We start from the raw sequence: 12,942 nt of genomic DNA on the forward strand, positions 1-12,942 counted from the left end.
GGGCCGGCTCAGCGAGTCGGCTGAGCGAGCTGCCTCAACAGCCCGCTCAGCGGCGGCCGTGTTCGCCGAGGATCATGACGCTGAAGGCGGCGGACGCGAAGGCCCCGACCGCGCGGACGGCGCTGCGGACGGGGTGGGCCGCGGGGGCACGGGGCGCGGAGGTACGGGCCGCGGTGGCGGTTGCTGTGGTCATGTATCCATGATGGTTTTCCGGCAGTCCTGAGGCGTCAGGCTGTGGTCGGAACGCGCAGGGCGGACACGTACGACTCAAGACCCATGCGACCCCCTACGGGATGGGGGCTCGGGACGTGAGGAGAGCGAGGCACCCGTGGCGACCCGGTGGAGTCTGACCGTCGACTGCGCGGACCCGGCGGCGCTGGCGCGGTTCTGGGCGGAAGCACTGGGCTACGTCGAGCGGCCCGCGCCCGAGGGGTTCGCGAACTGGCCGGAGTGGCTCCTGCACCACGGCGTCCCCGAGGACGAGTGGAACGACGGCGCCTACCTCCGCGACCCGGACGGGACCGGCCCCGGGCTGTCCTTCCTGAAGGTGCCGGAGCGCAAGGTGGTCAAGAACCGGCTGCACCTGGACGTGCAGGCCGGTGGCGGCCGTGAGACCCCCTGGGAGATGCGGTGGCCGCGCGTGCTGGCCGCCGCCGAGCGGCTGACCGCCGCCGGGGCGAGGGTGCTGCGCGAGGAGACGCTCCAGGGCAGGCCGGACCATCTGGTGCTGGCCGACCCCGAGGGCAACGAGTTCTGCGTGGTGTGAGCCGGAACGGGCTCGGGAAACGGGACGGACTCGGGAAACGGGACGACCGCTACGGCGCGGACGGTTCGCGCGGCGGTTTCCAGCCGTGGGCGAGGATGCCGAAGATTTCCTCGACGGCGGCGCGTGGGTCCTGCCGGCCGCGGGCGAGGGTCGGGATGTCCAGTACGAACCGAGCCAGAGCCACACACGCGAGGTTGTCGTGGTCCACGCCGATCTCGTCGGCGATCGCCGCGCTGAGGCTGTCGGTGTGGCGGGTCCACATGCGTTCGGCGTACGCGCGCAGCACCGGCGTGGACTCCACCAGACTGACGAACTCGGCCCGCTGCGGATGTGCCGCGATCGACAGCCAGGTGTCCAGGACGTGCTGCTGGAGGGCGTCGAGGAAGCTCTGCCCCGGGGCCCGCTGCCGCACGGCGGCGATCAGTTCCGACTCCCGGTCCTCGTCCTGGTCGAAGACCAGGGCTTCCTTGCCGCTGAAGTGCTTGAACACCGTGGCGGTCGACACATCGGCCGCGTCGGCGATGTCACGGATGCCCACCTGGTCGTAGCCGCGCTCCAGAAAGAGTTGCAGCGCGGCGTCGCCGATCGCCTGCCGGGTGGCCGCCTTCTTGCGTTCGCGGCGGCTGACGGGGGGCACGGGCACGGTCATGACGCGAGCGTATCCGATAGTCGAATCCATAGCTAAGTAGAACCGTTGCACTTTTCTATTGGGCCTGTTTTTATAGATGTTGCGACATGGCGACCCACGCCGACCCATGACGACCATCTGCACCGCTTGAAAGGAACCCCCATGAGCTCCCCCGCACCCGCCCGTGCCGGCATCAGCATCATCGGCGCCGGACCCGGCGGGCTGACCTGCGCCCGCATCCTCCAGCGGAACGGCATCGCGGTCACCGTCCACGAACGCGACCCGGGCCCCGATGCGCGCAACCAGGGCGGCACCCTCGACCTGCATGCCGACAACGGCCAGATCGCCCTGCGCGAAGCCGGTCTGCTGGACGAGTTCTTCGAGCTGGCACGCCCCGAAGGGCAGGAAATGCGCCAGTTGGACCCGGCCGGCGCGATCACGGCCCATGAAGTCCCGGCGCCCGACGAACTCTTCAAGCCGGAAATCGACCGCGGTCAGCTGCGCGATCTGCTGCTCAACTCCCTGCGGCCGGGAACCGTGCACTGGGGCCGCGCCCTCGACTCGGTCAGCGGCCCCGCCGAAGGGCCACGGCAGTTGCACTTCGCCGACGGCACGACCATCGAGACCGACCTGGTCATCGGCGCCGACGGCGCCTCCTCCCGGGTACGCCCCGCCGTTCCCGAGTACACCGGGGTGAGCTTCCTTGAGGCACGGTTCTCCGACGTCGAGAAGCGGCACCCCGAGATCGCCGAACTGGTCGGTCCGGGCGGCGCCCACGCAGCCGACGGCGAGCGAGGCCTGTTCGCCCAGCGCAACAGCGGAGACCACATCCGCGTCTACATCATCCAGCGCGTCCCGGCCGACTGGATCAGCGCGAGCGGCCTGGCCCCCGACGACACCGACGGCATCCGCGCCGTACTGCTCGACAAGTACGGCCACTGGTCACCGCGCATGCGCCGGATGATCACCGAGAACGACGCCACCTACGTCGACCGCCCCCTCTTCGCCCTCCCCGTTCCGCACACCTGGGAACACAACCCGACGGTGACCCTGCTCGGCGACGCCGCCCACCTCATGCCGCCGCTCGGCGTCGGGGTCAACCTCGCCATGCTCGACGCCAGTGAACTCGCCCTCGCCCTCACGAACGCCGCCACCGTGGACGACGCCGTCCGCGCGTACGAGAAGACCATGCTCCCCCGCTCCATCGAGACGGCCGAGCTCCTCGAACACGGCGCCGAGCACCTGCTGTCCGCCGACATCCCCGACTTCGACAGCGACAACGACGCCCAGCCCTGAGGGCTTGCAACCACCCTTGCCAAGGTCTAAATAAAATGATTCATTAACCTGGCGAGTGAATGAATGCATACCAAGCACGAGGCGATGCATACGGCCGTCGAGCTGACGCAGCCCGCTGCGGACGGTCGCTCCGACCGATCCGAGAGGACCCTCCATGTCTGCCCGCGAGATTGCCGCTGTCACCTTGGGTGAGGAGCCGATCACCATCGAGCAGTTCGTCGCGGTCGCCCGCCATGGAGCCCGGGTCGAGTTCGCTGCGACGTACGTCGACCGGGTACGCACGTCACGCGCGCTCGTGGAGCGCTTCCTGGCCGAGAACCGCCTGGTGTACGGCGTGACCACCGGATTCGGCGACAACGTCACGAAGGTGATCGCCCCGGAGGACGCCGAACAGCTACAGCGCAACATCGTGCGCTCACACGCCGTTTCGGTCGGCGAACCGCTGCCCGCCGAGATCGTCCGCGCCATCGCGCTGATGGAGCTGGTCGGCCTCGGCGAAGGCTATTCCGGTATCCGGCTGGAGACCCTGGAACTGATCCGGCGACTGCTCAACGCCGGGGTCACGCCGTACGTCCCCGGCGAGGGCTCCGTCGGCTATCTGGCCACCGAAGCGCACATGGCGCTGGTGCTGCTGGGCGAGGGGCGGGCCTGGTACGGCGACGAACTGCTGCCCGGGGACGAGGCACTGGCCCGGATCGGGGAGCAGCCGACCCGGCTCGCCTGCAAGGAAGGGCTTTCGCTCACCAACGGGACGCACTCGGTGACCGCGATCGCCGTCCTGGCCGGCTATGACGCCGGGGTCGCGGCGGTCACCGCCGATGTCGCGGCGAGTCTGTCGGTGCAGGCACTCAAGGCCACCGTCCGCGCCTTCGACGCCCGCCTGCAGGAGCGCAAGCGCCACCCCGAGCAGGCCGCGGTCGCCGAGAACCTGCGGCGACTGACCGAATCCAGCGCGCTCAGCGCCGAGTTCATCGACCACCGGCTCCAGGACAGCCTGGCCCTGCGCGCCGTTCCGCAGATGCACGGCGGTGCGAAGCGGGCGCTCGCGCAGGCCAGGGAGGTCATCGTCGAGGAACTGCACTCGGTGGGCGACAACCCGGTCATCCACCCCGAGGGCGAGGACGGGGTGGCACTGATGGGGGCGAACTGCGACAGCACGTACGTCGGCATCCAGGCCGACTCCATGGTGAACGCGATGACGGTACTGGCCAAGGTGTCCGAGCGCCGCACCGACCGCCTGGTCAACAGCAACTTCAGCGAGCTGCCCGCGTTCCTGACGCCCCGGCCGGGACTCCACAGCGGCTACATGATCGCGCAGTACACGGCGGCCGCACTGACCATGGAGCTGCGCTCACTGGCGGTGCCCGCGTCGGCGGACACGGTCCCCACCTCGGCCGGCCAGGAGGACGCGGTCAGCAACGCCTACCTGGCGGCGCTGAAGGCGTACCGAGCGGCGCGCAAGCTCAGCTACGTCATAGCGATCGAGTTGATGTGCGGTGTGCAAGCACTCGACCTGCTTGCGCCGCTCTCCCCCTCACCCGCCACGGACGCGCTGCGCGCGAAGATCAGGGAAACCGTACCGACCGTCACCGAGGACCGGGCCTTCCACGCCGACCTGGAACACATCACCGAACTCGTACGCAGCGAGGAAGCGCTGAGGACCGTCGAGGACGTGGTTGGCCCACTGCACCGCTGACGACTCCAACTGGCTCCGGGCGCACGATCGTTCACAAGTCGGGCCCTGAACTACACGGCCTGCCCGCCTCCAGTTCATCGAGCCGACGGTTGAAACCAAGCGCGGCGAGGCCGGCACCGTCTGACAACTCCTGGCTCAGGCGCGCCGCAGCGCCGCCGTGGCGATCTCCTGGAAGTCGCGCAGCAGCTTGTCCCGCCGGTCCTCGCGGGCGGCCAGGCACGTCTCGAATCCTGGGGCGTCCGTGACCGGGAGGTGAGTGAGGTCCGGTCGGGAGTACGAGCGCGCGACGCTCAGCGGGACGAGTGCGATGCCGTGCCCGGAGGCGATCAGCTCGAATTTCTCCTCCAGTGACGACGTCCGCCGCTTCGGTGCGTCGAGCATCCGCTCGTCGGCGAGGTCCGCCAAGGTGAGTTCGTCACGGCTCGCCAGCAGGTGCTCGACGGGCATACAGGCGACCCTGGGGTCACGGCCGATGGAGAGGGTGCGCAGCCCGGATTCATCGAACGGCCGCCGCAGGTACCCGACTTGGGCGCGGCCGTCCCGGAGTGGTGCGTCCGGTTCCCACCAGCGCACCGGGACAACGTCGGTCTCGACCTGCGGGTAGCGCGCCGTGAACGCCCTGATCGCATCCGACACATGCAGTCCCGGGGCAAAGGCGACCACGAGCCGCTGGACGCCCAGGCCGACGTCGTGCACGCGTCGCACCGTTGTCGCGACGGCCGCAAGGATCCCCTGCGCCTCCTCGTAGAGCTGCTTCCCCGCAGCAGTCAGCTCCACGCTGCGGGTGGTCCGCGCGAGCAGGTCGCACCCCAACTCCTGCTCCAGCGACTTGACTTGGCGGCTCAGAACCGGCTGGGTGATGTAGAGCTGTTCCGCCGCCCGGCCGAAGTGACGCTGCTCGGCCACCGCGACGAAGTAGCGGAGCTTGCGCAGATCGAGATCCATGCCGTCAAGGTATCAATACCCAGGAAGGGTATTGGACGGCCGACCGGTCGGCGCCGAGACTCGACGCATGATCGTCATCACCACTCCCACCGGCCAGATCGGCAGCCGGCTGCTGGACATCCTGCTCGACGAGGCCCCCGCCCACGGCGAAGAGCTGCGCGTCATCGTGCGCGACCCCGGAAGGCTCCCCGCAGCGGCCCGCGCCCGCGTCGACGTCATCACCGGCTCCCACGACGACGCCGAGGTCGTCGACCGGGCCTTCACCGGCGCGGACGCCGTCTTCTGGCTCGTTCCGTCGAACGCAGCGGCACCGAGCCTGGACGCCTTGTACTCCGGGTTCACCCGCGCCGCGGCTGAGGCGTTCAGGACCCACGGCGTACGACACGTCGTCGGCGTCTCGGCGCTCGGCCGCGGGACCCCGGCCGCCGGCCGCGCCGGGCACGTGACGGCGTCGCTGGCCATGGACGACCTCATCGCGCGTACGGGCGTGGCCTACCGGGCGCTCGCGAACCCGTCCTTCATGGACAACCTGCTGCGGCAGGCGGCATCGATCCGTGACCACGGCGTGTTCACCGACACCGTCACCGCCGACCGCAGAGCGCCGGCGGCCGCCACCCGCGATATCGCCGCGGCCGCCGCCGGCCTGCTGCTCGACCGCTCGTGGACGGGGACGGGAGAGGTCCCGGTGCTGGGCCCCGAGGACCTGTCGGCGGACGACATGGCACGGATCATGTCCGACGCGCTCGGCCGCCCGGTCCGCTACGAGCGGCAGTCGCTGGACGACTTCCGCGCCACGCTCACCGGACACGGCATCGGCGACGCGATCGCCGCCGGCTACGTGGACATGGCGCGGGCCAAGGACGACGGCCTCGACGACGGCGTACGGCGCAGCCCCGCGACCGCGAGCCCGACCACCTTCCGCACCTGGTGCGAAGAGGTCCTGAAGCCGGTGGTGCAGGCATGAGCGCAAAGACCGCTCTCATCGTCGGGGCGTCCCGCACCCTCGGGCTCGCCCTCGCCGCCGAGTACACGCGCCGCGGCTGGGACGTCATCGGAACCGTACGGGGCGAAAGCCGTACCGGTCTGCACGAGCTGGCCGAGAAGTCCGGGGGCAGCGTCACGGTCGAGTCCCTGGACATGACGCGTCCGGAGCAGATCACCGCGCTGCGCGACCGCTTGGCCGGACGCACCCTCGACCTGTTGTTCGTCAACGCCGGCATCACACGGGGCAACATTCCGGTCGGAGACGTCCCGGAGGAGATGTTCGTCGAGGTCATGGTCACGAACGCGCTCGGCCCGATGCGCGTGGTCGAGTCCTTGCGCTCGCTGGTCGCGCCGACGGGCACGATCGGCGTCATGTCCTCGCGCCAGGGCAGCATCGGTCTGAACACCAAGGGCGGCCAGGATGTCTACCGGGCCAGCAAGTCGGCTCTGAACCAGCTGATGCGCAGCTACGCCGCCCGGTACGCCGAAGCCGCGCACACCCTCCTGCTGATCTGCCCCGGGCACGTCCGCACCGATCTCGGCGGCCCGGACGCACCGCTGAGCATCGACCAGTCCATCCCGGGCGTGGTGGACACGATCGACCGCCACAGCGGCGAGCCGGGCCTGCAATACCTCAACCACCAGAACCAGCCGGTGCCCTGGTAGGGAGCAGCCGGGCCGATATGCCGGCCAGGAGATGCCCCCGGGCGGGCGCCCCGGGCGGTGGGGCCGGGGTGCCCGGCGGGACGAGCACGGCGCCGCGCCGGAGACGGCCGGCCCGTATCACCGCAGTTGGCTGAATGCCTGGTCGGCGTCGGCTGCGGCCTCGGGGTGGACGTCGTGCGCGGTTCGGCCGTCGGCGATCTTCTGCCAGTTGGTCCGGGCGAGCACCCGTTGGACCGCGAGTACCTGGGCGGCTCGCAGGCGTGCCTGGATGCCTTCACCGAGGGCGTCCGCCAGTGCCTCCTCGTCCTCCAGCTGGTACTGCGTGAGCCGTCCCGCCAGGCTCGGTGTGGTGAACACCAGCCGGTGGAACGACACCACCTCGGGGTGGTCGTTGAGGCCGGTGACGGGGTCGTACTGATCGAGGCCGGCCCGGAAGTGCCGGTGCAGCGCCGTCACCGGCTTGGTGCCGGACCTGCGGTCACGTACGACGCGTGCCGCCTCACCCTTGTGGTCCGCAAACCGGTGCAGCACCAGGTCTTCCTTGGTGGGGAAGTACCGGAAGAGAGTCGGCTTGGAGATGTCGGCCGCCGCGGCGACGTCGTTGACCGAGACGCGGTCGAAGCCGCGCTCCAGGAACAGCGCGACGGCCGCGTCGCCGATGGCGTCGCGCGTCCGTTCCTTCTTGCGGGCCCGCAGTCCCGTCGGCTCGCTCATCGGACCACCGTAACATTTGTGACCGAGTTGCTTTTTTAACCGAGTAACGTTTCCATGGCGGCATGCATCAGACAGACATCCCTCCCGCGCTCGTCACCGGGGCGACAGGCCGGATCGGCCGGGTCGTCATCGACCAACTCCTCGACGCGGGCGTGCCGGTCCGCGCCCTCACCCATCGCTCCGAGGCGGCGGCGACGCTGCCGGCGGAGGTCGAGGTCTTCACCGGTGACCTCACCGTGCCCGAGTCGCTCGACCCGGCGCTGAAGGGCGCCGGTGCGGTCTTCCTCGTGTGGACCGCGCCGCCTCGGACCGCCGCGGCAGTCGTCGAGCGGCTGGCAGCCCACGTACGGCGGGTCGTCTTCCTCTCCTCCCCGCACCGGACGCCGCACCCCTTCTTCCAGCAGCCCAATCCCATGGCGGAGCTGCACGCCGACATCGAACGGCTCATCACGGCCACCGGACTTGAGTCGACGATCATCCGGCCGGGGATGCTCGCGTCGAACTCGCTGGCCTGGTGGGGGCCGGCGATCCGGGCCGGCGAGGTCGTCCGGTGGCCTTACGGCGCTGCCGAGACGGCACCGGTCGACGACCGCGATGTCGCAGCTGTCGCGGCACGGACGCTCTCTCAGGACGGATACGCCGGAGGCGACTACGTCCTTACGGGCCCCGAGTCGCTGACCCAGGCCGCGCAGGTGGGCGTCATCGGTGACGCCCTGGGGCGCCGGATCGCCTTCGAGGAGATGACGCCGGACGAGTTCCGGAACCTGTCGGAGGGCACGGCGCCCGGCTCGGTCATCGACATGCTGCTCGCCGCGTGGAGCGCGGCGGTCGGACAGCCCGCGTACGTCACCACGACGGTGGCCGACATCCTCGGGGCGGCGCCGCGAACGTTTCACCAGTGGGCCACCGACCACGCCACCGCGCTCACGGAGGGTTCCTGACCTGGCCGAACTCAGTGGTCGGATGCGTCGCGGTGGGAGACGACCGCATCAGGACCGGGCGTCATAATCGTCTCGTGGCCATTCTCGGCGCGCACCCGGTAGGGCGGTGCCCCGTCCGGGCCGAGCACCTCCACGATCTCCACTACATGGTCCTGCCGGCCCACGACCCGGCCGTGGACGACAAGTCGGTCGCCCTTACTGGCGTGCATATCGGCTCCTTAGTGACAGACATGGGGCTCAGCCCCGCGCAGACCAATGATAACCGTGAGCGACCAGACCACGACTGCGCGTAAGTTTCCGGCTACCGCTCCATACGGCTTCATGCCGCCACCACGACGGGGACACCATCCAGCTCGTGTTCGTCGCGCACCAGGTACGTCATGTCACGTGCGGTGCGCGCCCTCAGTCTTCGCAGGCGGTGCGCGGCTGGTCGGTGACACGGTCGGCGACCGTACGCAGTTCGTCCGCGTACGTGGCCCAGACGTCGCCCGCGAGGAAGTGTCCGGCGCCTGGCACGATGCGCAGGCGGGCGCCGGGGACGGCAGCGGCGATGTCGCGTGCGGCCGATACGCGGAGCAGCGGGTCCCGCGATCCGTGCAGTACCAGGGTCGGCGCCGTGATCCTGGCGAGCGGGCCGCCGTGCCACTTCGCGCCGACCTGGCGGCTCTGCGCCTTCTGGTCGCGGAAGCCGGCGATCTGATGCGCGGCCTCCTTGTCCACGAACTCGCGCACATCGGACTCGTCGATGCGCCGGCCGGGCGCGGCCAGGATGCGGGCGACGGCCACGGCCAGGGCCATGTCGCCCTGCGGGGTCTCGGGGTAGTGCAGCCTGGCGAAACGGACCAGGGGCGCCAAGCGCACGTAGCGCAGCACGCTCAGCCCCTTCACATCGCTGGGCACCGCCGAGGAGGTGGCGAGCGTCCGCACGCGTTCTGGATGGCGGATCGCGACGCGCTGCGCCACCAGCCCGCCCATGGAGTGGCCGAAGAGGTGGGCGCGTTCCCAGCCGAGCGCGTCGAGAACGGCGACCGCGTCGTCGGCCAGGTCCTCACCACTGTAGGCCGGGGGCGTGGGGCGCAGCAGAGCTGCTAGCGGCGGGCCGACCCGCCGGGCGGGCAGATGCGTGGACTGACCGGCGTCGCGCTGGTCGTAGGCCACGACATGGAAGCCGCGGTGCACCAGTTCGTCCACCAGCCCGTCCGGCCACCAGAACCGCGAGGTCCCCAGCCCCATCACCAGCAGCAGCGGGTCGCCGCCCGCGCCGCCGAGGTCTTCGAAAGCGATCCGGATTCCGTCGTTGTACGCGAAGCGCGGCATGGCGACTCCCTCTCGTCGGTTGCGTACGTCGTGGCGTACGTCGGTTGCGTACGCCGTTCGCTTCGCGGACGGTGTTCGCAAACAGCGTTCGCGAACACCGTACTCGGAAAGGTAGAGTGGCGGCAACGCGGGAGGTGACAGTGGCAGGAGAGCGAGAGCCGGTGATCTGGCTGCGGCCGGAACAGGCGCCGGTCGGACGCCCGGCCGAGCGCAGCCGCGCCGAAATCACCGCCGCAGCAGTGGAGTTGGCCGACCTGGAGGGCCTGGACGCCGTCTCCATGCGCCGCCTCGCCGCGGCCCTGGGCACCGGCGCCGCCTCGCTCTACCGCTATGTGGCCACCCGCGACGACCTGCTCGACCTGATGACCGACAGCACCGCCGGCGAGTACCGTCTGCCCGCCCCGAGCGGCGACTGGCAGGCGGACCTGCTGGAAATCGCCCACCAGGCCCGGCGGATCATGCGACGCCACCCCTGGCTGCCGGCCCTCGTCGTCACGCGTCCCGCCCTCGGCCCGTACGGGACCGACCTGCTGGAGCATCTGCTCGACGTACTCGCCGACCATCCGGCCGAACCCGCCCACAAACTTGAGGCATTCGCCGTACTGAACGCTCTGACCGCGCTGTTCGTCCAGAATGAACTGGCCGCCGCGGACCCCGGCGCCCAGCGCCAGTCGTCCTACCTGCGCCACGTGGCCACCGCCGGCGCCCACCCCCGTATCTCCGCATTGCTCGCCGACCCCCAGCCCGAACGCGAGCGCACTTCCAGTGACCGGTTCGCCACCGTGCTCACCCGCGCCGTCACCGGAGTGCTGGGCTGACTCCGCGATCCACCCCCGGCGCTCGGCCGGGCAGACGCTCGCCCCGGTAGGCACCCGGCCGGGTAAGCACTCGCCCGGGTAGGCGCTCTGCCCGGTAAGCACCCGGCCGGGTATCAGCGGCGGGTTTCGACCTTCAGGCCGCCGTGGATCAGCGTGCGGGCCACGTCGCTCGCGAGCATGTCGTGCGGGAAGCCGAGTTCGATCGCGCTGACCTCGTCGAGGCGGGCCAGCTGGGAGGCGGTGAAGTCGACCTCCAGGGCACCCAGATTGTCCTCCAGCTGCGCGGGGGTGCGGGCGCCGATGGTCGGCGCCGTCACGTCCGGGTTCTGCAGGGTCCAGGCCAGCCCGACCTGGGCGGCGGTGCGGCCCAGCTCCGTGGCGACCTCCTTCACGACCTCCACGATGGCGAGATTACGTTCGGTGAGCGCGCCCTTGGCGATCGTGACGCTCTTGCGGGTGCCGTCGCCGGACGCGACGCCCTTCGCGGCCAGGAGGTCGTCGCGGCTGTACTTGCCGGTGAGCACCCCGCCGGCCAGCGGTGACCACGGAGCCACCCCCAGCCCCATCTCACGCGCCATGGGGATCAGATCACGTTCCCCGGCCCGCTCGATCAGGCTGTACTCGATCTGCAGCGCGACCAGCGGCGACCAGCCGCGCAGGTCGGCGACCGCCTGCATACGTGACACCTGCCAGGCCGGGGCGTTGGAGATCGCCACGTACAGGACCTTGCCCTGCCGGACCAGATCGTCCATGCCGCGCAGGATCTCCTCGACCGGCGTCGTGGCATCCCACATGTGCAGATAGAGCAGATCGATGTAGTCCGTATTCAGCTGTCGCAGACTGGATTCCACCGACGCGAACAGGCTTTTGCGGTGGCTGCCCCCGGAATTCGGGTCGCCGGGCCGGCGCAGCGTCGAGTATTTCGTTGCCAGCACCAGGCTTTCGCGGTTGTCGCGGGTGAATTCACCGAGCAGGCGCTCGGAGCTGCCATGGGTGTAGGTGCTGGCGGTGTCGATGAAGTTACCACCGCGCTCGACGTAGAGGTCGAACAGCTTGCGCGCTTCGGCCTGTTCAGCGCCCCAGCCCCATTCGGTGCCGAAGGTGGCCGCGCCCAGCGCCAGCGGTGAGACCCGCAGTCCGGAGCGGCCCAGCAGCCGGTAGGTGTCGAGGGTGAGCGACATCGTGTCCTCCTGTGCTTGTGCTTGTGATCCGTTGCCGGAATCAAGTCTGTGACCGCCGCGAGCCCGGGATAAGGGAGAGAACTTCCTGGGAATGCCGGTCCTACCCTGACTGTTGATCGAACGTGATGACCCGGACCGTGGACACGACACAGGAGTTGGCCGCGTTTCTGCGGGCCCGGCGCGAAGGCCAGGACCCGCACGATTTCAACCTGCCGTCGCGTCGGCAGGCCCGGCGGACCCCGGGGTTGCGCCGCGAAGAGGTCGCCGAACTGGCCGGGGTCAGCACCGACTACATCGTGCGGCTGGAGCAGGGCCGGGGGCTGCGGCCCTCAGCGAACGTGGTGGAGGCGCTGGCCGGGGCGCTGCGCCTGGCTCCCGACGAACGCACCTACCTCTTCAACCTGGCCCAGCAGCGCCCCCGTAACGCCGACAGCCCCGCCACCACCGCGGCGCCGCCACTGGCCCGCCTGGTCGCCGACCTGTCACCGCTGCCGGCCATGCTGCTGAACCACCGCTACGACATCCTGGCCTGGAACGACGAAATGGCGAGGCTGCTACTGGATTTCGACACCCTGCCGCCGGCGCAGCGCAATGCGATGTGGCTGTGTCTGATGCACCCGAAGATGCGTGATTTCTATGTCGACCGCGAACGCGTCGTACGGGAGGGGATCGCCCACCTGCGTGCCGCGTGGGCCGCATACCCGGAGGATCGGGCGTTGACGGACCTCATCGCCGAATTCACCCGTCGTGACGAGGAGTTCGCGCGGTTGTGGGCCGAGCGGGACATCAAGGTGAACGGCCGCGGGAGCAAGGTCCTGCGGCATCCTGAGGCCGGTGTGATCACCGTGCATTTCGAAGTGCTGATGCCACTTCAGGATCCGGACCAGCGGTTGGTGATCTACCGCGCCGCGGACGACGAGAGCCAGTCGGCACTGGACCGGTTGTCCGCACATCCCCGGAAGAGGGCCTCGGTCACCCCGTGATCAATTG

Annotated in this window: 15 protein-coding genes; 8 read left to right on the forward strand and 7 right to left on the reverse strand. The window is 70.0% G+C overall.

The window, feature by feature from the left end; genetic code table 11:
- Positions 1-46 precede the first annotated feature (46 nt).
- Complete coding sequence (locus OHB13_RS16125) at positions 47-193, reverse strand: hypothetical protein (RefSeq protein ID WP_328377587.1); 147 nt, start codon at positions 191-193, stop codon at positions 47-49.
- 135 nt (positions 194-328) lie between these two features.
- Here OHB13_RS16125 and OHB13_RS16130 point away from each other — a divergent pair, with 135 nt between their 5' ends.
- Complete coding sequence (locus OHB13_RS16130) at positions 329-766, forward strand: VOC family protein (RefSeq protein ID WP_328377588.1); 438 nt, start codon at positions 329-331, stop codon at positions 764-766.
- Between the two features lie 49 nt (positions 767-815).
- Here the strand turns inward: OHB13_RS16130 and OHB13_RS16135 are convergent, their stop codons facing one another.
- Positions 816-1,409, reverse strand: coding sequence for a TetR/AcrR family transcriptional regulator (locus OHB13_RS16135; protein ID WP_266860955.1), 594 nt, complete (start codon positions 1,407-1,409; stop codon positions 816-818).
- 147 nt (positions 1,410-1,556) lie between these two features.
- On the opposite strand from OHB13_RS16135, the gene OHB13_RS16140 reads away from it, so the two are divergent.
- Both OHB13_RS16140 and OHB13_RS16145 read left to right on the forward strand, forming a co-directional pair.
- On the forward strand, positions 1,557-2,690 hold the full coding sequence (locus OHB13_RS16140; RefSeq protein ID WP_328377589.1) for an FAD-dependent oxidoreductase: 1,134 nt from the start codon (positions 1,557-1,559) through the stop codon (positions 2,688-2,690).
- Positions 2,691-2,844: 154 nt separating this feature from the next.
- Positions 2,845-4,386 (forward strand): HAL/PAL/TAL family ammonia-lyase, encoded by a 1,542-nt coding sequence (locus OHB13_RS16145; RefSeq protein ID WP_328377590.1) that lies wholly within the window; start codon positions 2,845-2,847, stop codon positions 4,384-4,386.
- Between the two features lie 135 nt (positions 4,387-4,521).
- On the opposite strand, the gene OHB13_RS16150 is transcribed toward OHB13_RS16145, so the two are convergent.
- Positions 4,522-5,331, reverse strand: coding sequence for a LysR family transcriptional regulator (locus OHB13_RS16150; protein WP_328377591.1), 810 nt, complete (start codon positions 5,329-5,331; stop codon positions 4,522-4,524).
- Positions 5,332-5,398: 67 nt separating this feature from the next.
- Between OHB13_RS16150 and OHB13_RS16155 the strand changes: the two genes are divergently transcribed.
- Positions 5,399-6,295, forward strand: coding sequence for an NAD(P)H-binding protein (locus OHB13_RS16155; RefSeq protein ID WP_328377592.1), 897 nt, complete (start codon positions 5,399-5,401; stop codon positions 6,293-6,295).
- The gene (locus tag OHB13_RS16160) at positions 6,292-6,981 is read left to right on the forward strand and encodes an SDR family NAD(P)-dependent oxidoreductase (RefSeq protein WP_266855640.1); all 690 of its coding nucleotides are present in this window, start codon (positions 6,292-6,294) and stop codon (positions 6,979-6,981) included. Before OHB13_RS16155 ends, OHB13_RS16160 begins: the two co-directional genes overlap by 4 nt.
- Before the next feature lie 117 nt (positions 6,982-7,098).
- On the opposite strand, the gene OHB13_RS16165 is transcribed toward OHB13_RS16160, so the two are convergent.
- On the reverse strand, positions 7,099-7,695 hold the full coding sequence (locus tag OHB13_RS16165; protein ID WP_328377594.1) for a TetR/AcrR family transcriptional regulator: 597 nt from the start codon (positions 7,693-7,695) through the stop codon (positions 7,099-7,101).
- A 62-nt stretch (positions 7,696-7,757) separates the two neighbouring features.
- Here OHB13_RS16165 and OHB13_RS16170 point away from each other — a divergent pair, with 62 nt between their 5' ends.
- A complete protein-coding gene (locus OHB13_RS16170; RefSeq protein WP_328377595.1) occupies positions 7,758-8,636 on the forward strand; it encodes an NAD(P)H-binding protein in 879 nt (292 codons plus the stop codon).
- A gap of 11 nt (positions 8,637-8,647) precedes the next feature.
- Here OHB13_RS16170 and OHB13_RS16175 read toward each other — a convergent pair whose 3' ends face one another.
- Positions 8,648-8,845 (reverse strand): DUF1918 domain-containing protein, encoded by a 198-nt coding sequence (locus OHB13_RS16175; protein ID WP_266855637.1) that lies wholly within the window; start codon positions 8,843-8,845, stop codon positions 8,648-8,650.
- A gap of 193 nt (positions 8,846-9,038) precedes the next feature.
- Complete coding sequence (locus tag OHB13_RS16180) at positions 9,039-9,953, reverse strand: alpha/beta fold hydrolase (protein WP_328377596.1); 915 nt, start codon at positions 9,951-9,953, stop codon at positions 9,039-9,041.
- A gap of 140 nt (positions 9,954-10,093) precedes the next feature.
- On the opposite strand from OHB13_RS16180, the gene OHB13_RS16185 reads away from it, so the two are divergent.
- Entirely contained in the window at positions 10,094-10,771 is a 678-nt protein-coding gene (locus OHB13_RS16185) for a TetR/AcrR family transcriptional regulator C-terminal domain-containing protein (protein ID WP_266855635.1), read from the forward strand.
- A gap of 113 nt (positions 10,772-10,884) precedes the next feature.
- Here OHB13_RS16185 and OHB13_RS16190 read toward each other — a convergent pair whose 3' ends face one another.
- Complete coding sequence (locus OHB13_RS16190; protein WP_328377597.1) at positions 10,885-11,952, reverse strand: aldo/keto reductase; 1,068 nt, start codon at positions 11,950-11,952, stop codon at positions 10,885-10,887.
- A gap of 137 nt (positions 11,953-12,089) precedes the next feature.
- Between OHB13_RS16190 and OHB13_RS16195 the strand changes: the two genes are divergently transcribed.
- A complete protein-coding gene (locus OHB13_RS16195) occupies positions 12,090-12,935 on the forward strand; it encodes a helix-turn-helix domain-containing protein (RefSeq protein ID WP_328377598.1) in 846 nt (281 codons plus the stop codon).
- Positions 12,936-12,942: the final 7 nt, after the last annotated feature.

This window comes from Streptomyces sp. NBC_00440 (assembly GCF_036014215.1).
In the GTDB taxonomy this organism is placed as follows: domain Bacteria; phylum Actinomycetota; class Actinomycetes; order Streptomycetales; family Streptomycetaceae; genus Streptomyces.